The sequence below is a fragment of the Herbaspirillum sp. alder98 genome, from assembly GCF_020179755.1.
Lineage (GTDB): Bacteria > Pseudomonadota > Gammaproteobacteria > Burkholderiales > Burkholderiaceae_D > Herbaspirillum.
The window spans coordinates 38,413-65,235 of the sequence record NZ_JAIUCY010000014.1; the positions used below are offsets into that span (position 1 = coordinate 38,413).

The 26,823-nt window shown below is 63.1% G+C and carries 28 protein-coding genes; 3 read left to right on the forward strand and 25 right to left on the reverse strand.

Annotated elements, in window-relative coordinates:
* Positions 1-75: 75 nt before the first annotated feature.
* The 5 genes from LBW87_RS22180 to LBW87_RS22200 all read right to left on the reverse strand — a co-directional run bounded on the left by LBW87_RS22180 (position 76) and on the right by LBW87_RS22200 (position 5,188).
* Entirely contained in the window at positions 76-792 is a 717-nt protein-coding gene (locus tag LBW87_RS22180) for an aspartate/glutamate racemase family protein (RefSeq protein ID WP_265113037.1), read from the reverse strand.
* Positions 792-1,310, reverse strand: a complete 519-nt coding sequence (locus LBW87_RS22185) for a hypothetical protein (protein ID WP_225203651.1) — start codon at positions 1,308-1,310, stop codon at positions 792-794. The genes LBW87_RS22180 and LBW87_RS22185 overlap by 1 nt, the downstream gene beginning before the upstream one ends.
* A gap of 16 nt (positions 1,311-1,326) precedes the next feature.
* On the reverse strand, positions 1,327-2,433 hold the full coding sequence (locus LBW87_RS22190) for an NAD(P)/FAD-dependent oxidoreductase (protein WP_225203652.1): 1,107 nt from the start codon (positions 2,431-2,433) through the stop codon (positions 1,327-1,329).
* A 146-nt stretch (positions 2,434-2,579) separates the two neighbouring features.
* On the reverse strand, positions 2,580-3,539 hold the full coding sequence (locus LBW87_RS22195) for an XdhC family protein (RefSeq protein ID WP_225203653.1): 960 nt from the start codon (positions 3,537-3,539) through the stop codon (positions 2,580-2,582).
* Between the two features lie 86 nt (positions 3,540-3,625).
* On the reverse strand, positions 3,626-5,188 hold the full coding sequence (locus LBW87_RS22200; protein WP_225203654.1) for a methyl-accepting chemotaxis protein: 1,563 nt from the start codon (positions 5,186-5,188) through the stop codon (positions 3,626-3,628).
* A 639-nt stretch (positions 5,189-5,827) separates the two neighbouring features.
* On the opposite strand from LBW87_RS22200, the gene LBW87_RS22205 reads away from it, so the two are divergent.
* The gene (locus LBW87_RS22205) at positions 5,828-6,910 is read left to right on the forward strand and encodes a porin (protein ID WP_225203655.1); all 1,083 of its coding nucleotides are present in this window, start codon (positions 5,828-5,830) and stop codon (positions 6,908-6,910) included.
* A gap of 207 nt (positions 6,911-7,117) precedes the next feature.
* Here LBW87_RS22205 and LBW87_RS22210 read toward each other — a convergent pair whose 3' ends face one another.
* The 19 genes from LBW87_RS22210 to LBW87_RS22300 all read right to left on the reverse strand — a co-directional run bounded on the left by LBW87_RS22210 (position 7,118) and on the right by LBW87_RS22300 (position 23,718).
* Positions 7,118-9,523: a xanthine dehydrogenase family protein molybdopterin-binding subunit gene (locus LBW87_RS22210; protein WP_225203656.1), complete on the reverse strand. Its 2,406-nt coding sequence runs from the start codon at positions 9,521-9,523 to the stop codon at positions 7,118-7,120.
* The gene (locus tag LBW87_RS22215; RefSeq protein ID WP_225203657.1) at positions 9,523-10,005 is read right to left on the reverse strand and encodes a (2Fe-2S)-binding protein; all 483 of its coding nucleotides are present in this window, start codon (positions 10,003-10,005) and stop codon (positions 9,523-9,525) included. Before LBW87_RS22215 ends, LBW87_RS22210 begins: the two co-directional genes overlap by 1 nt.
* A complete protein-coding gene (locus LBW87_RS22220; RefSeq protein WP_225203658.1) occupies positions 9,998-10,891 on the reverse strand; it encodes an FAD binding domain-containing protein in 894 nt (297 codons plus the stop codon). The genes LBW87_RS22215 and LBW87_RS22220 overlap by 8 nt, the downstream gene beginning before the upstream one ends.
* A gap of 53 nt (positions 10,892-10,944) precedes the next feature.
* The gene (locus LBW87_RS22225; protein ID WP_225203659.1) at positions 10,945-11,667 is read right to left on the reverse strand and encodes an ABC transporter ATP-binding protein; all 723 of its coding nucleotides are present in this window, start codon (positions 11,665-11,667) and stop codon (positions 10,945-10,947) included.
* On the reverse strand, positions 11,660-12,439 hold the full coding sequence (locus LBW87_RS22230; RefSeq protein WP_225203660.1) for an ABC transporter ATP-binding protein: 780 nt from the start codon (positions 12,437-12,439) through the stop codon (positions 11,660-11,662). Before LBW87_RS22230 ends, LBW87_RS22225 begins: the two co-directional genes overlap by 8 nt.
* The gene (locus tag LBW87_RS22235) at positions 12,436-13,461 is read right to left on the reverse strand and encodes a branched-chain amino acid ABC transporter permease (protein ID WP_225203661.1); all 1,026 of its coding nucleotides are present in this window, start codon (positions 13,459-13,461) and stop codon (positions 12,436-12,438) included. Before LBW87_RS22235 ends, LBW87_RS22230 begins: the two co-directional genes overlap by 4 nt.
* The gene (locus LBW87_RS22240) at positions 13,458-14,366 is read right to left on the reverse strand and encodes a branched-chain amino acid ABC transporter permease (protein ID WP_225203662.1); all 909 of its coding nucleotides are present in this window, start codon (positions 14,364-14,366) and stop codon (positions 13,458-13,460) included. Before LBW87_RS22240 ends, LBW87_RS22235 begins: the two co-directional genes overlap by 4 nt.
* Positions 14,367-14,378: 12 nt before the next feature.
* Positions 14,379-15,554, reverse strand: coding sequence for an ABC transporter substrate-binding protein (locus tag LBW87_RS22245; protein ID WP_225203663.1), 1,176 nt, complete (start codon positions 15,552-15,554; stop codon positions 14,379-14,381).
* A gap of 62 nt (positions 15,555-15,616) precedes the next feature.
* Positions 15,617-16,162 (reverse strand): SRPBCC family protein, encoded by a 546-nt coding sequence (locus LBW87_RS22250; protein WP_225203664.1) that lies wholly within the window; start codon positions 16,160-16,162, stop codon positions 15,617-15,619.
* Between the two features lie 72 nt (positions 16,163-16,234).
* The gene (locus tag LBW87_RS22255) at positions 16,235-17,293 is read right to left on the reverse strand and encodes an asparaginase (RefSeq protein WP_225203665.1); all 1,059 of its coding nucleotides are present in this window, start codon (positions 17,291-17,293) and stop codon (positions 16,235-16,237) included.
* Between the two features lie 3 nt (positions 17,294-17,296).
* Positions 17,297-17,638 carry a non-heme iron oxygenase ferredoxin subunit gene (locus LBW87_RS22260; protein ID WP_225203666.1) on the reverse strand — a complete coding sequence of 114 codons (342 nt, stop codon included), beginning with the start codon at positions 17,636-17,638 and terminating at the stop codon, positions 17,297-17,299.
* Positions 17,635-18,573: a dihydroorotate dehydrogenase gene (locus LBW87_RS22265; protein ID WP_225203667.1), complete on the reverse strand. Its 939-nt coding sequence runs from the start codon at positions 18,571-18,573 to the stop codon at positions 17,635-17,637. The genes LBW87_RS22260 and LBW87_RS22265 overlap by 4 nt, the downstream gene beginning before the upstream one ends.
* Positions 18,567-19,448 (reverse strand): dihydroorotate dehydrogenase electron transfer subunit, encoded by an 882-nt coding sequence (locus LBW87_RS22270; RefSeq protein WP_225203668.1) that lies wholly within the window; start codon positions 19,446-19,448, stop codon positions 18,567-18,569. The genes LBW87_RS22265 and LBW87_RS22270 overlap by 7 nt, the downstream gene beginning before the upstream one ends.
* Positions 19,445-20,011 (reverse strand): nuclear transport factor 2 family protein, encoded by a 567-nt coding sequence (locus LBW87_RS22275; protein WP_225203669.1) that lies wholly within the window; start codon positions 20,009-20,011, stop codon positions 19,445-19,447. The genes LBW87_RS22270 and LBW87_RS22275 overlap by 4 nt, the downstream gene beginning before the upstream one ends.
* Positions 20,008-21,231, reverse strand: a complete 1,224-nt coding sequence (locus LBW87_RS22280; RefSeq protein ID WP_225203670.1) for an NAD(P)/FAD-dependent oxidoreductase — start codon at positions 21,229-21,231, stop codon at positions 20,008-20,010. The genes LBW87_RS22275 and LBW87_RS22280 overlap by 4 nt, the downstream gene beginning before the upstream one ends.
* Before the next feature lie 3 nt (positions 21,232-21,234).
* The gene (locus LBW87_RS22285) at positions 21,235-21,606 is read right to left on the reverse strand and encodes a cupin domain-containing protein (protein ID WP_225203671.1); all 372 of its coding nucleotides are present in this window, start codon (positions 21,604-21,606) and stop codon (positions 21,235-21,237) included.
* A 2-nt stretch (positions 21,607-21,608) separates the two neighbouring features.
* Positions 21,609-22,022, reverse strand: a complete 414-nt coding sequence (locus tag LBW87_RS22290) for a cupin domain-containing protein (RefSeq protein WP_225203672.1) — start codon at positions 22,020-22,022, stop codon at positions 21,609-21,611.
* A gap of 28 nt (positions 22,023-22,050) precedes the next feature.
* Complete coding sequence (locus LBW87_RS22295) at positions 22,051-22,422, reverse strand: hypothetical protein (RefSeq protein WP_225203673.1); 372 nt, start codon at positions 22,420-22,422, stop codon at positions 22,051-22,053.
* Between the two features lie 18 nt (positions 22,423-22,440).
* The gene (locus tag LBW87_RS22300; protein ID WP_225203674.1) at positions 22,441-23,718 is read right to left on the reverse strand and encodes an SRPBCC family protein; all 1,278 of its coding nucleotides are present in this window, start codon (positions 23,716-23,718) and stop codon (positions 22,441-22,443) included.
* A 505-nt stretch (positions 23,719-24,223) separates the two neighbouring features.
* On the opposite strand from LBW87_RS22300, the gene LBW87_RS22305 reads away from it, so the two are divergent.
* Together LBW87_RS22305 and LBW87_RS22310 are read left to right on the forward strand one after the other, a co-directional pair.
* Positions 24,224-24,865 (forward strand): TetR/AcrR family transcriptional regulator, encoded by a 642-nt coding sequence (locus LBW87_RS22305; protein ID WP_225203675.1) that lies wholly within the window; start codon positions 24,224-24,226, stop codon positions 24,863-24,865.
* A gap of 254 nt (positions 24,866-25,119) precedes the next feature.
* On the forward strand, positions 25,120-25,419 hold the full coding sequence (locus LBW87_RS22310) for a hypothetical protein (RefSeq protein ID WP_225203676.1): 300 nt from the start codon (positions 25,120-25,122) through the stop codon (positions 25,417-25,419).
* 62 nt (positions 25,420-25,481) lie between these two features.
* Here LBW87_RS22310 and LBW87_RS22315 read toward each other — a convergent pair whose 3' ends face one another.
* A complete protein-coding gene (locus LBW87_RS22315) occupies positions 25,482-26,708 on the reverse strand; it encodes a DUF2252 family protein (protein WP_225203677.1) in 1,227 nt (408 codons plus the stop codon).
* Positions 26,709-26,823 lie beyond the last annotated feature (115 nt).

The window sequence follows — 26,823 nt, forward strand, 5'->3', positions numbered from 1 at the left end:
GAAACAGTTAGTCGATAAAAAAGGAGCTTGCCGCGGCAAGCTCCTTTTTTCCTTACTTCACTAATCTCGCCAGAATTACTCCGGCGCGTAGCGGCGGGGACGCAACCCGGCATGGAACCAGTTGACCATCGACACCGTGTCATAGACCGGCACGCCAAAGCGCTCCTGGATATCGGCCGTGAAGGGCGCGAGATTGGTGCATTCCGATACGATGGCGCCGATCTTCGGGTTCTCCGCGATCATCTTGCCGGCCAGCGCCAGCACTTCATCCTTCAATGTCGCATAGGACACGTTGTCGTCGCCCTCCTTGATCGAGCGCACGAACTCGGAATCCTGGGGCATGCCGTACACGGGCGTATCGGCCGCAATGCCGACGGCTTCAAGATACTGGCCGCTCAGGGCATCGCCGTTATACGTCAGGATCCCGACCTGCCGGTCCGAGGCGATCAGCCGCTTGACCAGCGGCACCTGCAACAGGCTGCTGGTGGCCACCGGTACGCCGCAATAGTCGGCCAGCTCCTGCTGATAGATCGACAGGAAACCACAGGTGGTGGTGATGCCATCCACGCCGGCGTCGACCAGCTCACGCGCGGCGCGCTTGAACGGCTCCAGCAGGCTGGCGTTGTGCAGCTCGGTCATCTTGGCCGGCACGGCATCTTCCACGATCCGGTATTGCACCGGAAACGGCCAGGTACCGGCATGCCCGATGTCGCCCAGGTAGCGACGGAAATGCGTCTTCACCATCAGGATGCCGACGCTTACGCCGTAATAGGTTTTTTTACGCTCGGTCATCATTGCTCCTGCAGATAGTCGTCGATGTCGACTTCAAGTACGCTGTTGAAAATGTTAGTGGCCACCATCGTGCCGCCGAAACCGATCAGGTTGACGATGGCGGTATCGTCGAAGGTGTCGCGCAGCCGGCGCCAGAGGTCGGCGTCTAACTGATGGGCGCGATTACCGCCGATGGCGCTGCCCAGCTCTGCCAGCAGTTGCTCGGTCTCGGTGGCGACGAAGTCCTTCGGATCGATACCGTCGGCCTTGAGCGCCTGGCGGAAGAAGGTGTAACACAATATGCAGTCCGAGGCCGACGAGATCGCATTGGCATAGACATTGAAGGCGCGTTTGCCTAACAGCTTGATCAGTTCAGCCTTGATCAGGTACGAGCCGTGATAAGCCCGGTGCGCCGGCAACGAGCGCAGGATGGTGCCCTTCATGTTGGTCACGCGACCAACGCGGGCGATTTCTTCGTCATAGGCCTGCTGGCCCTCGGGATCAAGCGTGGCGCGATCGACGACAGTAAGTATTGCCATGAATTGCTTTCTTTGGTTAGTGAGATGACGGGGACGATGCGGTAAATCGGCTGGCGCGGAAAGACGCCAGCTCGGGGCGCTGCACGCCATTGAGAATCTCGTCGGCCGCCGCTTCACCCAGGAAAGGTGCCAGCGTCACGCCGCTGTGCGTCACCACGCTGTAGTAGCCGGCCACGTCGGGTGCCGGCCCCACTGCCGGGAAACCATCGACCGGCAACGCGCGCACGCCCACCCGCAACGCCTCGGCCTCGACGCCCTTGAGCAGCGGCAGGACCCGGGCAGCAGCCTGCAACAGCCGGCGCACATCCAGCAGGTGATTGACGGGCGCGGCGTCGGGCGCCACTTCCAGGTCGTTGCGGCAGATCAGCAAGCGCCCGGCGCCATCCGGACGGATATGTACCTCCGGCGAAAAAATAACCCGATCCAGCGAATGCGCCAACGATGGCGTAAACACCATCAATCCCGCCGACGGCGCCATCGGGATGGATTGCCCGGCGCTGAGTGCCGGCTGGTCGGCCCAGCGTCCGGTGCAGTTGATCACCATGTCGCCTTCGATCACCGTGCCCTGCTCGGTGACGATGCCCGTCACGCGCGCACCGTGGCGCTGCAATCCGACCACGCGCACATCGCTCAGCACGCGCGCCCCGTTGCGCTGGGCAGCCGCCAGCAATGCCTGGCAATACACCGGCGGATCAACCCAGCCGTCTTCAGCGAAATACGCCACCGGCGCGTCGCCGATGCTGCTGACATCGAGATCCGGCGCCAACGCATTGACCTGGGCGTGATCCAGCCACTGCACCTTGTATCCCCATTGTTGCAGTTGCCCGATCTTGTTACGGTAGGCCACCGGGTCGCCGGCTTCCCACTCGATCGAGCCGCCGTCGTGCCACCAGGGCGCAGCGTCGAACTGGGCGCGCAGCCAGGCATGCGCCTGCATGCCGGCGACGTTCAGGTCGTGGTAGGCGCGCGGCTTCTTGTTATGGGAATTGACCCAGGCGAAGGTGGCGCCGCTGGTGCCGCTGCCGGGACGGCCGAAATCGACGATGGTAACGGGCGCACCCGCGCGCGAAAGGGAATAGGCGACAGAAGCGCCGATGATGCCGGCGCCGATAACGATATACATGGAGGGACTTCCGACAGAGCCATGCCGAACTGCCATGACCAGAAAGGGATCAGTTGAAGTCGCACTTTAGCCCGAGGCTTGCCGCCAGGGAAACGACTAAAAACATATAAACAAATGCGAAAACCGAAGAACCGGCTTGCAACGGATCAGGCCGGCACCCCATTCTTGACGGCAGTCATCTGCGCCAGAATCGAGATCGCTATCTCGGCGGGCACCCGGCTTCCTATCGGCAGCCCGATCGGGCCATGCAGGCGGGCGATCTGCTCGGGAGCGATATCGAACAAGGCCAGGCGCTCGCGACGGCGCGCATTATTAACCTGCGACCCCAGCGCCCCGACGTAAAAGGCCGGTGACCTGAGCGCTTCCAGCAAGGCCATGTCGTCAAGCTTTGGATCATGCGTCAGCGCCGCGATGGCGGTATGGCTATCCGGCTCGATCTCCAGCACGACGTCGTCCGGCATGCCGCTGATCCAGCGTGTATTGGCCACATCCCAGGTGCGATGATATTCCTCGCGGGGATCACAGATCAGCACTTCATAGTCCAGCGCCAGCGCCATCTGCGCCAGGATGCGCGACAACTGCCCGGCGCCGATGACGAGCAGGCGCCAGCGGGGACCGTACCAGCTCTCGCATCGGTGCTCATCGAACTGCGGCAACGGCAAGCCCGGCCCCGATGCATCTTCATCGGTCACGCGAACCGCGCCACTGTGCAGGTCAAGTTCACGCCGTACTCGCCGGTGCCTACCGATAGAGTCCAGCACCTGGTCCAGCCAGCCGGTTTCGCCGACAGATTCCTTCATCAGTTTCAATGTCCCGCCGCACGGCAAGCCATAGCGCGCCGCTTCGTCCTTGCTTACCCCGTAGGTCAGCAGTTCGGGCAGGACACCGGATTCGCCGCCCGACCGGATGCGCATGATCAGGTCATCTTCCACGCAACCGCCGGAGACCGAACCGGATACCAGGCCATCGTCGCGAATGGCCAGCAACGCCCCTGGCGGACGAGGCGCACTGCCCCACGTCTGAAGTACAGTGAACAGGAACACGCCATGTCCCCCGCGGTGCCAATCGCGGGCGCATCGCAAGACCTGCAGATCTAGGCTTTCCATCGGATGGCTATGTGAATTTGAAAGAAAAATTGTTTAGCGCCAACGCAAGGCCTGTGCCAGAAGCACGCCGCCCCTTGCGGCCGGTATTACGCGGCATGATTGAACTTGAACACACCCAGCGACAATCTCACCTTGCGCGACTGGTCGCTCAGCGAGGCCGCTGCAGCAGCCGCCTGCTCGACCAGCGCCGCATTCTGCTGCGTGAGCTGATCCATCTGGGTCACCGCTTGTCCGATCTGGCCTATTCCCTGGCTCTGCTCGCTGCACGCCTCGGAGATCTCTGTAATCAGCAAATTGACATTGGCGATCGACGACACGATCTGCGCCATGGTCGCGGCCGATCCCTGCACCAGCGAAGTGCCCTGGGCGACGCTGTCGATGGAGGCAGATATCAGGCCGGCAATCTCTTTCGATGCCGCCGTACTGCGCTGGGCCAGCGTGCGCACTTCGGCGGCGACCACCGCGAAGCCGCGCCCGTTCTCGCCGGCCCGGGCCGCTTCCACCGCCGCGTTGAGCGCCAGGATATTGGTCTGGAAGGCGATACCTTCCACCACCTTGACGATCTCACCGATCTTCCTTGCGCTGGCCGTGATCTCGTCCATCATCGCAACGATGCGCGCAAAGGCCTTGCCGCCGTCATCGGCGGTGCCCACCGCCTGGTTCGCCATGTCACGCGCGCGCCGCGCATGCTCGGCGTTCTGGTGCACGGTCGAGGTCAACTGCTCCATGCTGGATGCCGTCTCTTCCAGCGACGCCGCCTGATTCTCGGTACGCCGCGACAGGTCGAGATTGCCGGCGGCAATTTCTTCCGATGCACGGGCCATCGTGCCGACACCTGAGGTGACGTCGTCGATCATGGTCACCATGCTGCGACGCATCAGCAGCAGCGCCCTGAGCAGTTCGCGCGACTGGCCGCCACCGCGTTCTTCCAACGGCGCCTCCAGGTCGCCGGCGGCCACCCTGTGCGCAAAATCGGTGGCGCTCTCCAGCGGCGCCAGCAACCTGGCCGCATAGATCCTGGCCAGGCCGGACATCAGCACCAGCGCCGCGAACAGGGTCGCCCACCAGGCCAGGCGCGGCGGCTCACCGGCGTAGAAGGCGCCAAGCGCCGCGCCTGCGGCCAGTGCCGGCAGCTGCAACATTCCCAGCGACTTGGCCAGGGTCGGCCGCCAGAGCCGCTGCCAGACGCCGCGCAATCCACTCCTGACAAACTGGCCGCCGCGAATTCTCCATCCCCGCGCCCGCTTGTGCATGAAGCGATTCAGCATGCCGTCGACATAGATGATCTGCGCCGGGTCGGCGCGGGTGCGGACCGAAGTGGTGCCGGTGACGCGTCCGTGTTCACGCACCAGCGAGACGTTGGTCATGGCCCAGATCGAACTGCCATCGCGCGCCTTTACCCGCGTCAATCCCTCCCAGCGCCGCCCCTGGGTAATGGTGGTGTTGCGCATGTCCTGCACGGCTTCCGGCGGCGTGGCCGGATCGAACAACTGGGTGTAAGGCATGCCGACCAGTTCACCGACCGGTATGCCCACGGCATCGGCAAAGGCTTGGTTGACATAGGTGATGATTCCTTCGGAGCTGGTGCGACTGATCAGGTACTCGGTCGGCCCCAGCGCGCGGATCGGCACCAGCGCAGGCTTGTTCATGTTGCCCCTTGGAGATGGAGCGCCGCGCACGTGGCACGTGCAGCGGGCGCTTGGATAGAGCAATGAAAATTAGTTTTAATAACGAATTCAATTCTGTATTTCTATCCAAATCCATGTCAAGGCATTTATTTCCGCAGGCCATCGACACATCGACTCCAAACGATTCGCGAATTGCGTGACACGCCGCTGACGGGATATTTCACGTCGCCGTTTTACAACGAAAATAAAAATTTTACGCGATCGACGATCTTTCCCCGATGACACACAAGCCGCCAGGATCAAGGACAAATTATTTTTTTATCTAAATATGCACCAAAAACGCAAAAAAAATTATGCGAGCGTTTTCTATAGGTGCAAATGAAGTCCCATGCGCACCATTAGTTTGCGGCCCCGCTCATCTGCTCCTCATCCGGCTTTCTTTTCCATTGTCACCTTCCGCTGAACGATGACGTAAAAACGATTGACATTCATTTTACTGAATTAAATAATGCCATTCATTATTCGAACAGTCGCAAGCTGGATCGCCCCAGGATCTGCCATTCAGATTTACCCGACGTACCTGATCATCTACCGGCCGGTGGATCGTATTGCTGTCTTTCACATCTACTTGAAGGGGAACCAAAAGTGAGAAAAGGTTTGTTGGCCGCAGTCTCCGCTGGCCTGGCACTTGGCACCGTCTGTGCAACCGCAACGGCCCAGAGCAGCGTCATCATCTACGGCATCATCGATACCGGTGTCGAATACGTCAATCACACCAACGCTGCTGGCCAGGGCAAATTGCGCACCTTGCCGCTGACCGGCCTGTCGCCCTCCCGCATCGGCTTTCGCGGCACTGAAGACCTGGGCGGCGGCCTGCGCGCATTCTTCAACCTCGAAAGTGGCTTCGTGCCCACTACCGGCGGCATGGGCCAGGGCAACCGCCTGTTCGGCCGGCAATCCAACGTGGGCCTGTCCGATCCGCTGTACGGCACGATCACGCTGGGTCGCCAATACAACATGACGGCCATTTCGATGATTGCAGCCGATGTCATGGGGCCGGCCAATCACGGGTTGAGCAACATGGATTCCTATCTGCCCAATACCCGCAGCGACAATGCGCTCGGCTACATGAACAAGCTGGGCAACACCACCGTGGGTGCGACCTACAGCTTCGGTCGGGACACCTCCACCGCCGGTGGGCCTGCCGCGACCAGTTGCGCCGGTGAAAACGCCGGCGACGCCCAAGCCTGTCGTCAATGGACTGCGCTGCTGAAATACGACACCACCAGCTGGGGCGTGGCCACTGCCTACGACACCTTGCGCGGCGGCGCCGGCGCCGGCAACCTGCTCACCAGCAGCAATTACAAGGACAACCGGGCCTCGTTCAACGGCTGGTTCAAGATCGGCGACCTGAAGATCGGTGGCGGCCTGATCGCGCGTCACCAGCAACGCGCCGTCAGCATCAACTCCAACCTCTACTATGTCGGCGCCAGCTATCAATGGACGCCAGTGTGGCTGCTCGAAGGCCAGCTGGTGCACATGGACGTCAAGGATTCGGGCGATGACAGCACGCTGGGCACCGCGCGGCTGATCTATGCCTTGTCCAAGCGCACCAACCTGTATGCGTCCTACGCCTACATCAAGAACCGTGGCAACGCGGCCATTGCTGTGAGCTCGGGCAATACGGTCGGCGTCGGCCAGAATCAGGCCAGCGTCATGGCGGGTATTCGCCACACGTTCTGATCCGCAGGTTCCGATTCGCTCTTGCGGAGCGTTTTTACCGCAGTAGATTTTTCGTTGATAGCCTTGAGTGAACCCTTTTGCGAGACATGTTTTCATGTCTCGCTTTTTTTATACCGGCATTCAGGCACTCACTGACAGCGGCCATAAAAAAGCCGCATCCCGGAAGATGCGGCTTTCTGTCTGCCGGAGCAGCGACACCAGGCTGCTTCAGCGGCCCGTTACCGGCTCCTGCCTGGCTTGCGGGTCATTGAGCACCTCCAGCACATGCGCCGGCGTAAACGGCTGGCGCCAGACCGATTGTCCGGTCGGTCGCAGCGCATCGTTGACGGCGCACCAGATGGCGCCGATGGCGCCCACCGTACCCGCTTCGCCCACGCCCTTGGCGCCAAGACGGGTCTCGCGCTCGGGCGTGCTGACGTGTCCGACATGGATGTCCGGCATCTCGGAGGCCATCGGAATCAGGTAGTCGGCCAGCGAGGCGTTGCTCATCTGGCCGGTATCGGAATAGATGCAGTGCTCATACAATGCGGCACCGATACCCTGCACCACGCCACCGCGCACCTGCTCATCGGTCAGCAACGGGTTGACGATACGGCCGCAATCTTCCACCACCCAGATATCGAGCACCTTGATCTGGCCGGTCTCGAGATCGACTTCGACATGCGCCGCCTGGATACCGTTGGCGGCAAAATAAGGTTTGCCGGTCGGCGCGTAACTGCGTTCCACCGACAATTCGGGGATGTGCGACAGCTTGATCGCGATCGAGTCGTAGTGCGCACGCAGGGCGATGTCCTGCAACGTATAGAGCGTCTCGCCCTCGCTACCGATCACCACGCCATTGGCAATGCGCAGGCTGTCGGCGGGCTTGCCGGCCAGCGCGGCGGCAATGGCCAGGATGTTCTGCGTCAGTTGCTCCGCCGCCAGCAGCGCGGCTTCGCCCGCCAGCGAAATGCCGCGTGATGCCCAGGCGCCGCCGCCCAGCGGATCGCGCCCGGTGTCGCCACTGGTCACCACCACGCTCTCCAGCGGCGCGCCCATGGCTTCGGCCACGATCTGCGTCAGGCCGGTGCGGGTGCCCTGACCCTGGTCGGTGGCGCTGGTGCGGCATACGATCTTGCCCGAGGGCTGCAGGCTGAGTCGCACGCCTTCCTTGCCTGCAACCCGCACCTGATTGGGGCCATACAGGCCGGCGCCGACGCCGGTCAACTCGACGAAGGTGCACAGACCGATACCGCGATACACGCCCTCGCCGCGCAAGCGCTGCTGCGACGCGCGCAAGGCGGCATAGTCCATGTTGCGCAAGGTCAGCTCCAGGCAGGCATCGACCGACAAGGGGCCCAGCAGCACGCCGCCGGCGGACGCCCGCATGTGCGTGCCTTCCGGCATCGGCGACAGATGATTCAGGCGGCGGATGTCCACCGGGTCCATGCCGAGCGCCGCCGCTGCATTGTCGAGCAACTGCTCGATGATGGCGCAGGCGATCGGCTGGCCCACCGCGCGATAAGCGCCGGTCGGCACCTTGTTGAGAAACGCACCGCGCACGCGCCCCCGGAAAGCGGGCACCTGATACGCCGATCCGCACAGGTCCAGCGCCTGCAAGGCCTCGCCGATGCTGGAGCGCGGGAAGGCCGACACAGCGCCGAAGGAAAACAGCAGATCGACATCCAGTCCGATGATGCGGCCATCGTCGGCCACCGCCAGGCGCGCCTGGGCCGAGGCGTCGCGGGCATGAACGTCGGTCACGAAGGATTCGAGCCGGTCGGCCTGGAACTTCACCGGCCGGCCCAGCAGGATGGCAATCGCCGCCACCGCAATTTCATCGGCGTACGCATGCAGCTTGATGCCGAATGCGCCGCCGACGTCGGGACAGATCACGCGCACCTTGTCCAGCGGCAGATCGAACTGGGTCGCAAAGATATCCTGCATCTGGAATGGCACCTGATGCGACTGATAGACCTCCAGCTCGCCGACCCGTCGGTCGAAACTGGCCAGGATGCCGCGCGGCTCCAGCGGCACGCCGGTCTGGCGGCCAAACTCGAAACGATGGGACGCCACATGGGCTGCCTGCGCAAAGGCCTGGTCGACGGCGCCGACTTCGGTATTGCGATCCAGCGCCAGGTTGCTCTCGATGGCCGGGTGACAGGTCGGCGCGCCGGGCAGGATGGCGGCGGCGGCATCGATGACCGGTTCGCCCTCTTCCCATTCGATCTCGATCACCTCCAGTGCATCTTCGGCCTGCGCGCGCGTGGCAGCCACCACCGCCACCAGCGCTTCGCCCTGCCAGTACACTTCATCGATGGCCAGCGCATGTTGTGGCGCTGAAACATGCGCTGGCCACATGGCAAAGCGCGTGGTCCAGGCACCGCATACGGTGGCGATGTCGGCGCCGGTCAATACCGCGCTAACGCCGGGCATGGCAGCGGCCGCCGCCACATTGAGCGAATGAAAGCGGGCGCGCGCAAACGGGCTGCGGTAAAACGCCACGTGTTGCATGCCGGCCAGTTCGATGTCGTCCAGGTAACGGCCACGGCCGGCGACGAATCGCGCAGCGTCCGGGCGCGTGACGCTGGCGCCGATCCATTGGCCTTCCGCACTGCGAGCGTCATCTTTCATCAGGCGCCTCCGGCTGCATGTTCGATCGCGTCGACGATGGCCTGGTAGCCGGTGCAACGGCAATAGTTGCCAGAGATGGCGTCGCGGATCTCAAGCCGGCTGGGGCAACTGTTCTGCCTGAGCAATTCGGCGCCGGTCATCAGCATGCCCGGCGTGCAGAAGCCGCATTGCAAGGCATTCTTGGCGACGAAGGCGCGCTGCAGGACGGCAATCTCGCCCGACTCGCTGAGCCCTTCGATGGTATCGACCGTGGCGCCATCGACCTGCACCGCCAGCATCAGGCAACCACGCACCACCACGCCGTCGACGCGCACATTGCAGGCGCCGCAAACGCCCGATTCGCATCCGACGTGGGCGCCGGTGAGCCCCATGTCCTGCCGCAGAAAATCGACCAGGTTGCGACGCACCGGCACGCTACGCGTTTCGCTTTTGCCGTTGAGCGTGAAGTCGATGTCAGCCACATCGGTCATCGTGTTATCCATGCGCATGTCCATTCCTTGCCGGCTCATTGAAAGTGGCGGCCAGCACACGCCGTATCAGCGCCCGGGCCTGGAGTCGCTTGACCGCCGGGCTGCCGAACTGGTTTTCGTCGGGATTGAGTTCGTCGGCGGCGGCAGCGGCGATCGCCTCCCCGAGCTCGCTCGACCAGGGCTGGCCTTCGGCCAGGGCTGCTGCGGCGCTCGAGAGAATCGGCATCGGATCGGTGGCAAAGGTCGCCATGCGCAGATTGCCGATGCGGCCCTCCTTGAAGTCGGCCTTGAGCGCCACGCCGACCATCGCGAAGTCACCATGCCGGCGGCTCAGTTCATCAAACCCAAACACTTCATCCGGGCCGCGACAGGGAAACAGCACTTCGATCAGCATCTCGTCGTCGCGCCGCGCGGTTTCATAGAGGCCGAAGAAGAATTCGCTGGCCGGCACATGGCGCAGGCCGCCGTCCTTGCTTTGCAAGACCAGCATGGCGTCGAGCACAATTGCGCAGGCCGGCATCTCGGACGACGGATCGGCCAGCGCCAGACTGCCGCAGGTGGTGCCGCGATTGCGTATCGCCGGGTGCGCGACATGGCGCATGGCAGCGGCCACCAGCGGCAGGTGTTCGGCCACCAGCGGCGAGGATGCGGTCTGCGCATGGCGTACCAGCGCGCCGATGCGCAGATAGCTGCCGTCACTGGCCGGCACGATGCCCTGCAGGCTTTCGATGCGGTTGATATCGATCAGCAAGGCCGGCGCCGACAGGCGCAGGTTGAGCGTGGCCATCATGCTCTGGCCGCCGGCCAGGATGCGGGCGTCGCCACCGTATTCGGCCAGGATCATGCAAGCCTCGTCGACCGATTCAGGCCGGCAGTAATTGAAACCTGATGCCTTCATTCACTTCCTCTTGATGTGCATGCCGGTGCTGCATTGTGATGACAGAGCGCCGCCTACACACCGAGATAGCGGTGCACCAGCGCCGGGTCGGCGCGCAATTGCGCCGAGTCTCCGTTCCATGCGATGCGGCCCTTCTCGATCACGTAATGGCGATCGGCCAGGGCCAGCAGCGACTGTATGTTCTTGTCGATGACGATCAGCGACAAGCCTTCGCGCTTGAGTTCGGCCAGCGCGCGCCAGATATCGGCCCGCGCCACCGGCGCCAGCCCCTCGGTCGCCTCGTCCAGCACCAGCAGCGAAGGGTTGGTCATCAGCGCCCGCGAGATCGCCAGCATCTGCTGCTCGCCGCCCGACAATTGCGAGCCCATGTTGCGCTTGCGCTCGGCCAGGCGCGGGAAGAAATCGTACACCCGGCGCAAGGTCCAGGCGCTCCCTGAAGCGCCTGCCGACTCTGCCCCGCGCGCGGTCGCCAGCAGGTTCTCTTCCACCGACAGGTCGGCGAATATCTGGCGGCCTTCGGGTACCAGGCCGAGGCCGCGCCTGGCCACCTTGTAGGACGGCAGATGCTCGATGCGCTGACCGGCGAAGCTGATGCTGCCAGCCTTCGACGGCAGCAGTCCGAACAGGCATTTGACCGTGGTGGAGCGGCCCATGCCATTACGTCCCAGCAGCGTCACGACTTCACCTCTGGCGACGTCGAGCGAGATATCGAACAACGCCTGCGCCCGGCCGTAGGAGGCCTGCAGGCCGCGAATGGAAAGTAGTGGTTCAGACATGCATGGCTCCTGCCGACTCCGCAAAACTGCCCTGCTCATCACCCAGGTAGATGGCGCGGACTTCGGGGTGATTGCGAATTTCATCGGGCGTGCCGCAAAAGGCAGCGCGTCCCGACACCAGTACGGTGATGCGGTCGGCCAGGGCAAACACGGCATCCATGTCATGCTCGATGAGCAACATCGAATACTTGCCCTTGATCGACTGCAAGAGTTGTACCACCGCCGCCGACTCTTCGATGCTCATGCCGGCCATCGGTTCGTCCAGCAGCAGCAGCTTGGGCCGCGCTGCCAGCGCCATGGCCAGCTCCAGCTGGCGCCGCTCGCCATAACCGAGTTCGCCGGCCGGCACATCCCGGCGCGCATCCAGGCGCGTGGCCTGCAGGCTGCTCTCGGCCTGCACCACCGCGTCGCGCTGACTCATCATGGTGCGCCAGAAACCGTAACCGCGTCCGGCCGCCCCGACCGCGGCCAGCACGGTGTTTTCCATCACGGTGAACTCTTCGAAGATCGAGGTGATCTGGTAGGAACGCAACAAGCCGCGACAGGCACGGGCATGCAACGGCAGGCTGGTCACGTCCTGCTGGTCGAACCACACCTGGCCGCTGTCCGGCGTCAGCTCGCCCGATAACTGGTTGATCAGCGTGGTCTTGCCGGCGCCGTTGGGGCCGATGATGGCGTGCAGCTCACCGGGATGGAGTTCGAGCGAGACATCGTCGGTCACCAGCAAGCCGCCGAAGCGCTTGGTGAGCGATTGGGTGCGCAGGCTGGTCATTGCTTGGCTCCATGTGCAGGAGCCGCGGCAGCTCTGCCGGCGCCCTGGATTTTCGATGGACCGCCACCGGCCAGGCGGCGGTCGAGATTGAGCAGCGCGCCCATCAGGCCATCCTTGCCCGACAAGGCCACCAGCACGATGATGGGGCCGAAGATCAGCATCCAGTGCTCTGTATAGGATTTCATCAGTTCTTCCAGGCCGATGAACGCCAGCGCGCCCAGCAAGGGGCCGAAGACGCTGCCCATGCCGCCCAGCACCACCATCACGATCAGCTCGCCCGACACCTGCCAGCTCATCAGGCCGGGCGAGGCATAGGCATTCAGGTTGGCCAGCAGGAATCCCGCCACGCCGCACAGCATGGCCGAGATGGTGTAGGCGATCAGTTGAAAACGCCGCGCCGGAAAGCCCAGCGCATTGACCCGCGCCTGGTTCTGGCGGGCCGCGCGCAAGGCCATGCCGAAAGGCGCATTGCGCAGTCGCGTCATCCATACGATCACCAGCGCCAGGATGATCCAGGCGGTGTAGTAGAGCGGCACCGCCGAACCCAGGTCGATGCCCGCACCCAGGCGGCTGGTCGCGATGATGGACATGCCATCGTCGCCGCCGAACTGCTTCAGGCTGACGAACACGAAGTACCCCATCTGCGAGAACGCCAGCGTGATCATGATGAAGCCGATGCCACGCGTGCGCAGGCAAATGGCGCCGGTGAGCAGGCCGATCAGGCCGCAGGCGCCGAGCACCAGCAGCAGCTGCAACCAGCCATTCTCCAGGCCGAAAAACGATGGCAGCGACACGCAATAGGCGCCCAGCCCGACGAACAGCGCATGACCGAACCCGATCAGGCCGCCATATCCCAGCGCCAGATTAAGTGCGCTGGCGGCCAGCGCATAGACCAGGATGCGCGCCAGAAAGCCGATATAGAACTGGGCCCCGATGGCGCCGGCCAGCGTCGGCACCAGGGCCAGGGCCACCATCAACAGCACCGGCAGCAGCACACTGGGCCGTACAAATTGAGTCTTCATCGTTTTGCCGTAAACAAGCCCTGCGGACGCAACGCCAGTACCGTCGCCATCAGCAGATAGATTAATAGGGAAGCCAATGCCGGACCGGCAGCATCGGCCAGCTGGCGACTGGTCATCTCGCGCAGCAGGGTCGGCAGGAAGGCCCGCCCCATGGTATCGACCACGCCCACGATCAGCGCCGAATAGAAAGCGCCTTTCACCGACCCGATGCCGCCGATGACGATCACCACGAAGGTGGCGATCAACACCGGCTCGCCCATGCCCGCCTGCACCGACAGGATGGGACCGGCAACGGCGCCGGCCAGGCCGGCCAGCGCAGCGCCGACGGCAAACAGCAGCGCATTGAGGAACTTGATATTGACCCCGAGCGCGCCCACCATCGGCGCATTGTTGGCGCCGGCGCGAATCAGCATGCCCAGTCGCGTCTTGTGGATCAACAGGTAACAGCCCACCGCCACCAGCAAGCCGGCGGCAATCACCGCAAAGCGATAGCTCGGATACTGCAGCCCCAGCAGGTTGATGCTGCCCTCGAGCACGGACGGCACCGACACGAACAACGGCTGCTTGCCCCACAGCATGGAGGCCAGTTCGTTGAAGAACATGATCAAGCCGAAGGTGGCCAGCACATGATTGAGGTGATCGCGGCCGTACAGGCGCGAAACCGCCACCCGCTCAAGCAGCACGCCCAGCGCCAGGCAGCCGACCACCGCCGCCAGCAGCCCCAGCATGAAGCTGCCGGTGCTGTTGGCCACCGACGCCGCGAAGTAGGCGCCCATCATGTACAGCGAGCCATGCGCCAGGTTGACGAAACTCATGATCCCGAACACCAGGGTCAAGCCTGCGGCCAGCAGGAACAGCAGGACCCCGTATTGCAGTCCGTTGAGTAGTTGTGCGAGAAATAGCATGAGCGGATTCTCTTATTTCAGCGGGCAACTGGCGACGTAGGCGTCCTTGTGATCCGTCAGGGGCGTAGCGACCAGCTTGCCCTTGACCTGACCGCCTTCCTTGACGATCTCGAAGGCATAGTAGTTCTGGATCGGCATGTTGTTGGTGTTGAAACGGAACGGTCCCCGCACCGACTTGAATTCGGCGCCGGCCGCTTTCACGGCAGCCGCAAATGCCGCCTTGTCGGCGGTATTGCCCTTGACCTTGCGCACCGCGACATCGAGCAGCCCGGCCGCATCGTAGGCGTTGGCGGCGTAGGTGCTGGGCAGGCGCTTGTACCTGGCTTCGAAGGCCTGCACGAATTTCTTGTTCTCCGGATTGTCCAGCGACGGGTTCCAGGTGTTGCCGCTGATCACGCCGACCGCCGCGTCACGCAAGGCCGGCAGATTGGTGCCGTCGACCGTGAAGGTGGAATACACCGGGATCTTGCCGACCACGCCGGCCTGGCTCAGCTGCTTGGTGAAATTGACGCCCATGCTGCCCGGATAGAACATGAAGATCGCATCCATCTTGCTCATCTGCAGCTGGGTGATCTCGGCCGAATAGTCGGTCTGGTTGATCTGCGTGTACACCTCAGCGGCGATGCCGCCCTTGTACCAGCGCTTGAAGCCGGCCAGCATGTCCTTGCCGGCCTGGTAGTTGGGTCCCATCAGGTAGACATTCTTGTAGCCCTTGTCCTGCATCAGCTTGCCGATGGCCTCGCCGGAGCCATCGTTCGGATAGGCGATGGAAAACACATTGGCGCCACATTCGGCGCCCGCCATCGGCGATGGTCCGCCGGCCACCGCGATCGAGACCACGCCCGACTCCTTCAGGCGTCGCAGATTGGCCATGATGATGTTGGAATAGCCGAGCCCGACGATGGCGTCGACTTTGTCAAGTTCGATGAACTTGCGCATGACCTGGGAGCCGACGTCCGGCTTCATCTGGTCATCGCCGTTCAATACCGTGACCGCCTGTCCACCCAGCTTGCCGCCCAGGTGTTCCAGAGCCAGCGAAAAGCCATCGATGTATTCCTGGCCGTCGGCCGCCATCGGCCCCGAGAAAGGACCCGACAGACCGATCTTGACGTCAGCCATCGCAGCCGACGAGAAGACCATGGCGCTACAGGCGAGCAGCACTGATTTCAATACAATGTATTTCTTCATCTCTATTCCTATTCGTGGCGGTTGGGTACTGGAGGTGGAGCTGCTGCGCTTGCTGATGCGGATTATTTGGTCATGCGCGCCCACAGGTTCTTGACGACACCGGCGTCGCCGCCGGCAAGCGCGGTGGCGCCGTCGTCTTCCGGCGCGTCGGGCGCCACCGGAGCGGGCGCAAAGAGCGCGACGAAGCGGGCGAAGAAATCGTCCGCCATCTTCTTGGCCGAACTGTCGATCAGGCGTGAACCCAGCTGCGCCAGCTTGCCGCCGACCTGGGCCTGCACCTGATACTTCAGCAAGGTGCCGGCATCCCCCTCCTGCGGCACCAGCTGCACCGCGGCCGATCCCTTGGCGAAGCCGGCCATGCCGCCCTGGCCTTCGAACAGGATCGAGTACGAGTCGGGCGCGACGATATCGTTGAGCGACATCTTTCCCTTGAACCTGGCGCTGACCGGGCCGATCTTGATCGACATCGCCACGTCGTATTGATCAGGACCGACCAGTTCGATCTTTTCGCAACCGGCGATACAGCTGCGCAGGGTCTCCGGCGCATTCAGTGCATCCCATACTGCCTGCGGTGCGGCAGGGACCAGGCGTTCGCTAGACATTTCCATTGTTGGCTCCGTTGGTTGTTCTGTCAGTACCGGCATGGCGGCACCAGGTGTTGCGGTGGCAGGCGGCCGGCATCAACTTTCCAGCAGGCAGGCCTGGATCGCGGCGGCGTCAAGCGCCGGCGACATGGCGAGGATCAGCATCAGCAGTACGCGTAGCTTCTGCGGCGCCAGGTCGCCGCCGGCCAATATGCCGTCGCGCCGCAGAAAATCCTGCTCCGGCACCACGCCACGCGGCGCGCGCGAGGCCTGCACCACCACCACGCCCTGCGCCACCGCCTCCAGCATGGCCCTGCGTTCTCCATTGGCGGGACGGCCCGGCGCCAGCCCGATGCTGATGAGGCCGCGCGCGCCGGCCTGCAGCAGGCCATCGATGGCGGCGCCGTCCGCACCTGCATAGGACACCACCATGTCGACACGCGGCAGGCTGCCGATGCGGTCCAGCGAAAAACGTGCGCGCGTGGCGTTGTGTTGATATGGATGACGCCTGAAGGTGACGCTGCCGTCGGGATTGATACGGCCAAGCGGGCCGAAGGGTTGTGCCTCGAAAGCGTGCAGCTCGAAGCTGGCCGCCTTGGTCACGTCACGTGCAGCAAAGACCATGCCATCCATCACCACCAGCGTGCCGCAGGCAGCGGCGTCCCCCGCTGCCGCCACCGCCAGCGCTGCGCGCAGGTTTGACTGCACGTCGCTGCCTGAAGTGTTCTGGGGACGCTGCGCGCCGGTCACGACCACCGGCTGCCGCAGGTTCAGGGTCAGATCGAGGAACCAGGCCGTTTCTTCCAGCGTGGCAGTGCCGTGCGTGATCACGAAGCCATCGATGGCGTCATCGTCGCGCGCCGTCGCTTCGATCAGCCGCGCCAGCTCCAGCCAGTCCTGGGGATTGATGCCGGTGCTGCCGATCATGCGAAAGGAAATCGGCACGATATCGACGTCGATGCCCAACTGATCGAGCTGGGCCATCATCGCCTCGATCGGGTGCACGATGCCGCTCTCGCCATATTCGACCCAGTCGAAGGCATGCCGCGCCTGCATCGCGAAGGTGCCGCCGGTGCCGATGACGGCGACCCGGGGACGGCGCCTGGATGGTGTCGCAATGGCTGCCTGGGACGATGCCGACAGGTGACTTTGCATGTCTTACCTTCTCAATTGGATGAAGATGAGATCGCCCTCGCGGCGAATGCCATGACTGCGCACATCGCGCGTGACCGGCGCGCTCAGCGCCTTGCCGGAACGGATATCGAACAGGCCCGCATGCAGCGGGCATTCGACTTCGAAGCCATCGACATCGCCTTCGCTGAGCTTGGCGTTGCCGTGGCTGCAGATGTCGTCGATGGCGTAGATCTCGCCGTCCACCAGGAACAGGCCGATCAACACGTTCTCGATGCTCATCGAGCGGCAGGCGCGCGTGCCGAAGACTTCGGCCAGCGTGCCCAGCGGCAGCCATTCGCGGGCGCTTTCCTGAGTGCTTGCGTTCACAGCCCGGCCCTCAATTCCAGCATCTTGGCCTCATGCACCTTCATCGCGCCCACCAGATCGGCGATGCGCGTGACCCCGCGCCGCTCGCAGAACGCCGTGAGATCGTCGATGATGCGGATCATGGCGTTGGGGCTGATGAAGTTGGCAGTGCCGACCTGCACCGCGGTGCAACCGGCCAGCATGTATTCCAGCGCATCCTCGGCCGTGCTGATGCCGCCACAGCCGATGATCGGAATCGATACCGCCTGGGCGCTCTGATAGGCCATGCGCAGGATGATCGGCTTGGTGGCGTTGCCCGTGATGCCGCCCATCAGATTGGCCACCTTGGGCTGGAAGCTGCCGATGTCGATGGCCATGGCCAGGATGGCGTTGGCCAGCACCAGCGCGTCGGCGCCGCCCTGCTCGGCCGCCTTGGCGATGGCCGCGACGTTGCCGACATTGGGCGACAGCTTGGCCCAGACCTGGCGGTCGGTCGATTTCTTCATGGCGCGAATGACCTCTTCGGTCGATTGCGGATCCATGCCGAAGGCCTGGCCATCCTTCTTCAGGTTCGGACACGACACATTGGCCTCGATCGCCACCACGCCCGGCACGCTGATGCGGGCCGCCAGCTCGCCGAATTCCTCGATGGTGTTGGCCGAGATGCTGGCGATCAGCGGCGGCGTGTAGTTGCGGTACAGCGGCACCAGCTCGTTGATGTAATGATCCGGCCCCTTGCTCGGAATGCCGATCGAAAACAGCGTGGCGCCACGCAGCTCGGCCACCCGCGGCGGCACATTGCCTTCGCGCAGGTCGTTGGTGATGGTCTTGGTGACGATGGCGCCAAGGCGATTGAGATCGATCACCTTGGTCATGCCTTCGGCGAAGGTGCCCGAGCCGGGCATGATCGGATTCTGCAACGTCAGATTGCCGATCGAAACGCGCATATCTACCATGTCACTGTCTCCTGTGCGTCGAATACCGGGCCATCCCAGCACACGCGTCGATAACTCATCACTTCCGAATCGGCGCTCTTGCGGAACGGCCGCACACAGGCATAGCACATGCCCAGCGCACACCCCATGTGCTGCTCCAGGGCCACCTGCGCCGGCACGTCGAGCTCCTTGCCCAGCCGCTGCAACGCCAGCAGGAAACGATTCGAGCCGCAGGTCGCCAGCAGATCGAAGGGCTGCTCGGCATGCTTGTCACGCACCAGCTTTTCGATATGGGCGATATCGCTGCTGCCATCCTGATCGGTCACGATCTGCACGTTGGCTCCGACCGCGCGCAGATAGTCTTCCGACATCACCACCGCCGGCGAACGCGCGCTGAGGATGGCCGTCACGGCCGCGCCGCTTTGCACCGCATATTCGGCCAGCGGCGCCATGGTGGCCAGCCCGACGCCGCGCGCCAGCACCAAGACATGGCGACACCCCGGGGACAGGCTGAAGCCGACGCCGACCGGACCGAAGGCGTCCAGCATGCCGCCCGGCTCCAGCGTGGCCAGCCCACGCGTGCCCGCGCCCTGCACCTTGTACAGGAACTCGATCTGGGCAGCCTCGCGGTTGACCCGATACAGGCTCATCGGCCGGCGCAGATACGGCGTGTCGTTACCCGAGGGCGGGCAGGCCAGGTGAAAGAACTGGCCCGGCAGCACCGCCAGGGCGACCGCCGGCGCCTTCAGCACCAGATGCTTGTATTCGGCGTTGACCCATTCATTGCTGATCACCTCGCACAGGTTCTCGGCAATGGGAAAATCGCAGGCTCCCCCGCTACTGCAACCCGGGGCCTGGGCAGCGGGCGACGTCGTGTTTTCGGCGCTATTGATCATGTTGTCGACAGGTTGTTGAAAAGTTGCGATGCCCGGTGGCCGGCATCGCTGATTTGAGTGAAGGAGGTCACCAGCGGAAAAGCTCCGGCCTCGATCGGCAGCATCTGGGTCTGTTCGAAACGCATCCGCGAACACAGCCACTGGCCGTCATCCTGTTGCGCATATTCTTCGGCTGTGATGGCGCCCAGCAGCACCGCATGCTTGTTCTCGTCGCGCAGGGCAATCTGCCACAGGCGCCAGGTGGCCGCCGCGGTGCGGCCATGCACCGAAATCTCGGGACTGACGTAGTAGTGCAGCGCAAAGCACCACGGCGAGCGGTTGAACCATTCACCCAGCGCTTCGCGGCCGACCAGGCTGGCGCCGAATTCGGCGCCGCCTTCCCATACCGCATCCTCGGTAAAGCAGGCGGCCTGGGCGCGGGCGATCTTCTGCATGCGTGAGGCCGGCTGACGCTGGTAGCTGGCGGTGTATTTCTGATCCGCCAGGCCGGAGTAGCGCGCCTTGAGCTGGCGTATCGCTTCGGTCGCCTCCAGCATGGCGACGCGTTGTTCCAGGGTAATCATGCTGTGGCCAACTCCTTGAGTGACACGGTGCTGTCGCCGAGCCTGGCGACATCAATCTGGCTGCCCCGACGCACCAGCGCCTCCAGTTGCTTGCGTTCCCGGCCGCAATCGACCAGCACGCCACCGGCAACCTTGCCCTCATGCAGCCACAACATGCTGCCGGCGCCTTCGCCCAGCGGTGCGCGCGCCACGCTGATGTCGCCCGGAGCATGGATGCCGACCACCTGGATGTTGCGGTCGAACTGATCCGACCACATCCACGGCAATTCTTCGTAGGCGACGTCACGCCCCATCACCGATGCGGCCACCGCGCGCGCCTGGTTTTCGGCATTGCGCCATGTCTCCTGGCGTACATGCCGCTGGTACAAGGGGCTGAAACTGTTGGCGACGTCACCGACGGCATAGCACCAGGGCGTATTGCTGCTGCGGCAGAACGCATCGGTCAGCACGCCGTTCTCCAGCGCAATGCCGCTACCCTTCAGGAACCCGGTCGCCGGCGTGATGCCGATGGCGACCAGCACGATGTCGGCCGGCAGGTGACCGCCCGAACTGAGATTGACCAGCATGCCGCCATGATTGCGCTGGATGCTCTCGACCGTGGTCCCGATGCGAATGCTGACGCCATTGTCTGCATGCAGTTTTTGCAACCAGGCCGATGCTTCGGGTGGCAGGCAACGCGCCATGACGCGCGCCCCACCTTCCAGCACGGTCACATTCAACGCCATGCGGGCGGCACTGGCGGCCACTTCCATTCCGATCACGCCACCGCCGATGACCACCACATGCTTGCCGGACGCGAAGGCCGGCTGCAGCGCATGGCAATCGTCGATCGTGCGCAACATCCTGACGCCCGGCAGATCGGAACCCGCCACGGTGAGCGCGCGCGGGGCGCCGCCGCTGGCCACCACCAGCACATCGAAAGCCAGCCGTTCGCCATTGCCCAGCATCGCCACGCGGTCGGCGCAGACGGCGGCAATGCCATGGCTGCGCCACTGCAGGTTGTCGCCTTCATGCCAGAACGAGGCCGGCTCCAGCGTCAACTCGGCGGCCGTCTTCTTTCCCTGCAGCACTTCTTTAGACAGTGCCGGTCGTTCATAGGGCGGATGCGGCTCGTCGCCGACCAGGGTGATCAGGCCGGTATGCCCGGCCACCCGCAGGGCTTGGGCGACGCGGCCACCGGCATGTCCGGCGCCCGCGATCAGGACGTGTTGATGTTGCATGGCTCAGGCCCCCTCTGGCGGCGGCAGTCGGTCGAGATGGGTGATGACCCGGTACAATGCGCCGCGCTCGCTGAGGCAAGTCCACACCCGGGGTTCGCGCGGCGGGATGATGATGCCTTCGCCGGGCGACAGCTCATAGCGCTCACCGGCGGCTTCCACCAGGAATTCGCCTTCGAGCACCGTCGCCACTTCTTCGCCCTGGGGCTGCGGTGCGTCTTCGCTGCGCTCGCCCCGGTGCAGTACGCTGATGGCGATGGCCAGGTGCTCGCCCTCCACCAGGGCGGTCTGGCTTGGCGAGGTGCTGTCCTGCCAGTCGATTTCCAGGCGTTCGCAATGGCGCAGGCCGTCGCCGCTCTGCTGCAATGTCATCGTCATGTTCAATCCGCCCGGCTTTTCAATGGGTAGTAGGGAGTCGAATCTTCCGGGCCGTATTCCTTGCGGGCCGGCGTGACCACATTGAGTCGCATCGATACGCCTTCGGGACCGAAACGATTGCTGCCGTAGTGCAGGGCGCCGGCGGGAATGATCAGCGCGTCGCCGCTGGCCATGATCGATTCGTAGTCACTCTGCTGGCTGTCGGCGCTTTCGAACACCGAGCAGGCGCCGACCAGTTGCAATGAGGCTTCTTCGCCATGGCTGTGCGATTTCGCCGGCAGGTCGCTGCCCTTCTCGGCCACGAACTTGACCACTGCAACGCTAACGCTGGCGCCGAACAGGTGCTTGCCATAGAGGCCGTCGGCGACGATCTCCTTGAGGTTGTCATCGATTGCGAACACTCTGCATTTGGCCATGATCTCTCCTGTGTATGCCGTCGTCGGTTCAGATCGGCGGGCGCATGACGAAATTCTCGTCGGCGACGAATCGGGTCGGGTCATAGCCGTCGATCACGCCGGGCTGGTGATAGGCCTCGACCGCAGGCGCGACTTCGGCCAGCGACAGCAGCATGTGCATCAGTGCTTGCGCCTCGGGCGGCATGGCGTCGAGTGGATAGTTGTCGAGCCAGGCGACGATGGCGTCGACATCGGCCAGCATGGCGTCCTTGAAGGCGATGATGTCGCGCATGTCGCTGGTGTTGCGCATGCGATTGCGTTCGGTTTCGGTGGCCAGGCTCCAACCGATGAAAGGCGCCAGGTGCGCGAATGGCGCTGGCAGGACTGGCGGCTGATTGCGATGTTGTTGTTCGGTATTCATTTATTTTCCCTAACCCTCTCAAGCCTTGGTTTCGTCCTGGACGATGCGATCCACCACGTGGGCGCCATGACGCACCAGCAATTCATAGTCCTGCAACAACATCTCTTTCTTGATGCCGGTCTGCACCGCCGTCTGGGTGCGCTCAAGCGTACTCAGATCTTCCAGCAGCACGTCGCGCAGCGCGACCTTCATGTATTCGAGATAGAAACGACCGCCGGCGGTATTCATCTCCGGGTAGTACACCCGCGCTTCCAGCAGGGTCTTGCCCTGGGAGATCGGACGGAAGTTGTAGGCCTGGCAGTAATTCGGGCGCAACGAGAGATAGAAGTCCGGAAACACCACGTTGATGTCGAACAGCCAGTTGGGATGACCGGTCCAGTTCATGCCCTTGGGCAGGTCTTCCTTGCGGAAGTGGTAACTGGCGGCGCCCATGCCGGCACGCAGGGCCGCAGCAGCAATCGGCTTGGCGGCGGCCGACGAGGCGATCGCTTCCCTGGCGGCATCGCCGCCTGCCGTTACCGCATTCGGGTTGCCATAGACCGACTTGGGGTTGCCCGCGATCGACAACCGGCGATGGAACTCGCCGCATAGCGCATCGAGCGGTGGCATGGCGCCGCCTTCAGCGGTGTCGATCGCATCGGCAATCGAATGCCCGTGCACATAGGCCACGTGATAGGCCTCCTGGAAGGCGTCCAGCGCCAGCTTCCAGTTGCAGTTGACCACCGTCGACCACGAGAAGCCGGTGGTGAGCTTGTCGAAGGGATAGCCTTCGATGTCGCCGAACATCGGACGCATGAAATCGGCCAGCGACAGCGCCGGCTCGGGATCCATATTGACGAAGATGAAGCCCTGCCAGACATCGCAGGCCACCCGCGACAGGCCGTGGTCGCACTTGTCCAGATCGAAGAAGGATTCTTCTTCCGGCACGCCGGTCAGGTTGCCCTCGAGGTCATAGGCCCAGCCGTGGAATTTGCAAAAGAATTTACGGGTCTGGCCACGCTTCTCGTACACGATCTGGTTCATGCGGTGCGAGCAGACGTTATGCATCGCATTGACCGCACCCTTCTTGTCGCGCACCACGATGATGGAAGCCTCGCAGGCATCCAGGTCCTTGACGAAGAAATCGCCGGCATTCGGAATCTCTTCAACCCGGCCGACCTGCAGCCAGGTCTTCTTGAAAATCCTGGCCTGCTCCTTGTCGTAGTAGGCGCCGGAAATGTACGGCTCCACCGGAACCGGCCCCTTGCCCAGTTCGGGATAACGATCGTGCAGATGCAGCTTGATGACTTTATTCATGACGTCTCTCATTCGTGGATTTGTCGGCGTCCCGAACATGGAAAACGGGAGGCTGAATCACTCAATAACGAATGTCATTCTGTATTCTGCAAAATTGAATGTCAAGCGTTTTTGATCCACGTCATTGCGCGAATTGCGCAAGCAAAAAGTGGCATTTATCCCAGCAATATCAAGGCGCACCACAATGTTCCCGATTGGCGATGAAAATCGCGGCGGCGCACCAAAAACACGCTTATTAACGAATGATATTAAGTAATTTCACTAAAATAGTGACGCAAGAAATCAGCGCATTGGCGACGTCAAAACAACGCCGCATGCTAAAATCCGCCGCATCAAGCCGCAGCAGCGACGCGAACATCCAGGTGACCTCCCTGCCATGCCGGGCATCACTAACATTGAGCGTTGCCCATCAACAAGAACAAGACTGCGGTGCGCAGCAGCAATTTCACGTGCGCCCGGCAACATCGGACGCCGGCAACCGTCCGTATTTTTCGCAAGAGGAACCGTGGCACAGATCAAAAAAAGCGGCATGCGCGAAGCCATCCTGGAATCGGCCTTCGACCTTTTTTCACGCAAGGGCTACACCCCGACCACCATGGCCGAGATTGCACGGACGTCGAACATGACCGTCGCCAATCTCTATGTCTATTTCGATTCCAAGCTCTCCATCCTGTATGAGATCTATCAACCCTGGCTCGAACAGCAGCTTGCGGCGCTGGCGGAATCGGTGCGCAAATTCCGCACGCCGAGGTCGCGGCTGCGGCGCATCTTCATCGGCATCTGGGGCGATATCCCGGCAGCGGATCATTCATTTGCCAACGCGCTGATCGAAGCACTGGCGGTGGCCCCCAAGGGCATGGCCAAGCCGAATACACTGCTCATCGAGGTGGAGAGTTTTCTGACCGGCCTGATTGCCGAATGCCTGCCGGAAGAACAGGCGCATCTGGTGCAGGATGATCTGCTGGCGCACGTGATCTGGATGGCGTTCGATGGTTTCGTCATCAACCAGCACCTGGGCGACCTGCGCGACATCGGCTCGATCGCCGACATCATGACCAATCTGCTGATGGACGGCGGCGTCAGGACGACGGCGAATGAAGAAGCCGCACCCGTGAAGCGCCCGCGCAAGAAAGCCGCAGCCAAGTAGCCGGAGCGCGGCCGCATTCCGGCAGGAAGACCCAGCATCGTGATCCCACAGGCGCGGACGGGCAGCCACTGCTTGCCTCACGCCCTAACAAGCGTTACGCCTACATCCTTGCCCTGTCTTCGGGCGCACCATGAACTTCTTCACTGCAGCCATGCCCCCAGGGCTTCCCCTGGCGATGCTGCAGACCGGTGCGGAACGGACACAGTGGCCTGATCCGACAGATTCAAGCCAGGCCGCGCTCAAAAGGAATCACCATGTCAAATCTCCACCAGCCCCAAGGCAATCCCGTGCAGGAACAAGGCGACTCGCAGCAGCAACAGCAGCAGAGCTCGCCGGACACCCGGCCACAGGCGGACGACGAAGAACTTGAAAACGCAGAAGACCAGGAACCGTTGCCAGGTGACGCTCAACCCGAAGCGGATGCCCAGGAGCAGCCGGACGAGTTGCGCCAGACGCAAGCCAACCAGCAGAGCGATGCCATCCCTGAAGAAGGCGACATCTATCGCGGCGAACCGAAGACTGACGATTCACCAGACGATAGCGCTTCCAGATAAGATCGGCCGCGCCATCCTCGAAGCCCCGGACAGCCCGCTGTGCCGGGGCTTTTTACTGCGCCTCAGAATTCGATCGGCTGATCGGCCAGCGCATAGCGCCGGCAATGCTCCAGATAGGCCCGCTCATGGCTGGCCACCAGATCGACCACGCTGCTCCACAGCCAGGACGGGACCTCCAGGGTCCTGGAGCGGTGCCGCGCCAGCTCTGCACTCCACGCCGCACGTGTGGATTCGTCCATCTGGCGTGCATGCGCCAGGCCCACGACCCGCGCCAGATAACGCGCTGCACGAATCGCCTCGGCCTGGCTCACATGATCGATCTCCAGCTTCAAGTCCTGCGGCAGCAACTCCCGCATGAAGACCGGCCGGTCCAGCATGCGCGCGGCCTTCATGCGCGTGCCCAGATGGGGCGACAGATGCCGTGCCCCTTCCACCACCCGTTCAGCGTTGTCGCGCGGCATCCTGGCGTCGGCATAACGGGGAGCCGCGGCCGTCACCGCCTCCTTGATGTCGAACAGGCAGATGCTGCTGCGTTGCGTCGCCTGTCCATCGGCGTCCAGCAGGACCGCAAAACGGAGGAAGCCGAGCGAACTGCATCCCTTCATCCAGTAGGCCGTGTCGAGCATCTTGACCTCGGCATCGTTGGAGCGGTGCCGCAGCGCCGTCACCAGTTCTCGCGCATCAGGGCTCTGGAACAGCTCGCCGATGACACGGCGCTCGTGCTTGGATGCCGGCCAGAAACGCTTGCCCAGGGGGATATGCACCGTCTTGCCTTCGATGCGTTCCTGGGCCAGTTCACGCCAGGTGCGACGATGCGCGCTTTTCAGTGCCACGCGTACCGACTTCGGCTTCTGGTCTACCTCGCTGGGCGCACCCGCCTGAAATGCCGACTCATACCCCTGCACTAATACCTCCATCAGCTTGGCCGTGATCACGCCGGGAAGATCGGAACTGCGCGCCGCCATCGCCAGCGACAGGGCCAGTCGGATCAGGTCGTGCGTTGGATTGCCGATCACGGTCTGGTCAAAGTCGCGGATCTGGATCTGGACCCGGCCATCGGCGCTGGCGACCGGCCCCAGGTTGCCGATATGGCAATCGCCACAGATCCAGATGGCGGGACCCTCGGGCAGGTTGCTGGGGGCGGCCTGGTTGAGCCATTCGTAGAACCTTAAGGTGCTGCCGCGCACATAAGCCTGGGCCGAGCGCGCCATCTTGAGGTTCTTGGCGGTCTTGAGCAGGTCGAGGCGCTGCGATGGCCGCGGAACGGCCTTGATCAGTTTTTTTGGCATGCGGTTTATCTTTTGAAAGGTGAAGTGGACTGTCTCGTCCAGGGTGGACCGCTGCAATCAGCATCCCCCCATTGCATGGCGCGCGTCTATCGGCCGAGGCTGCCAATGGACGTCA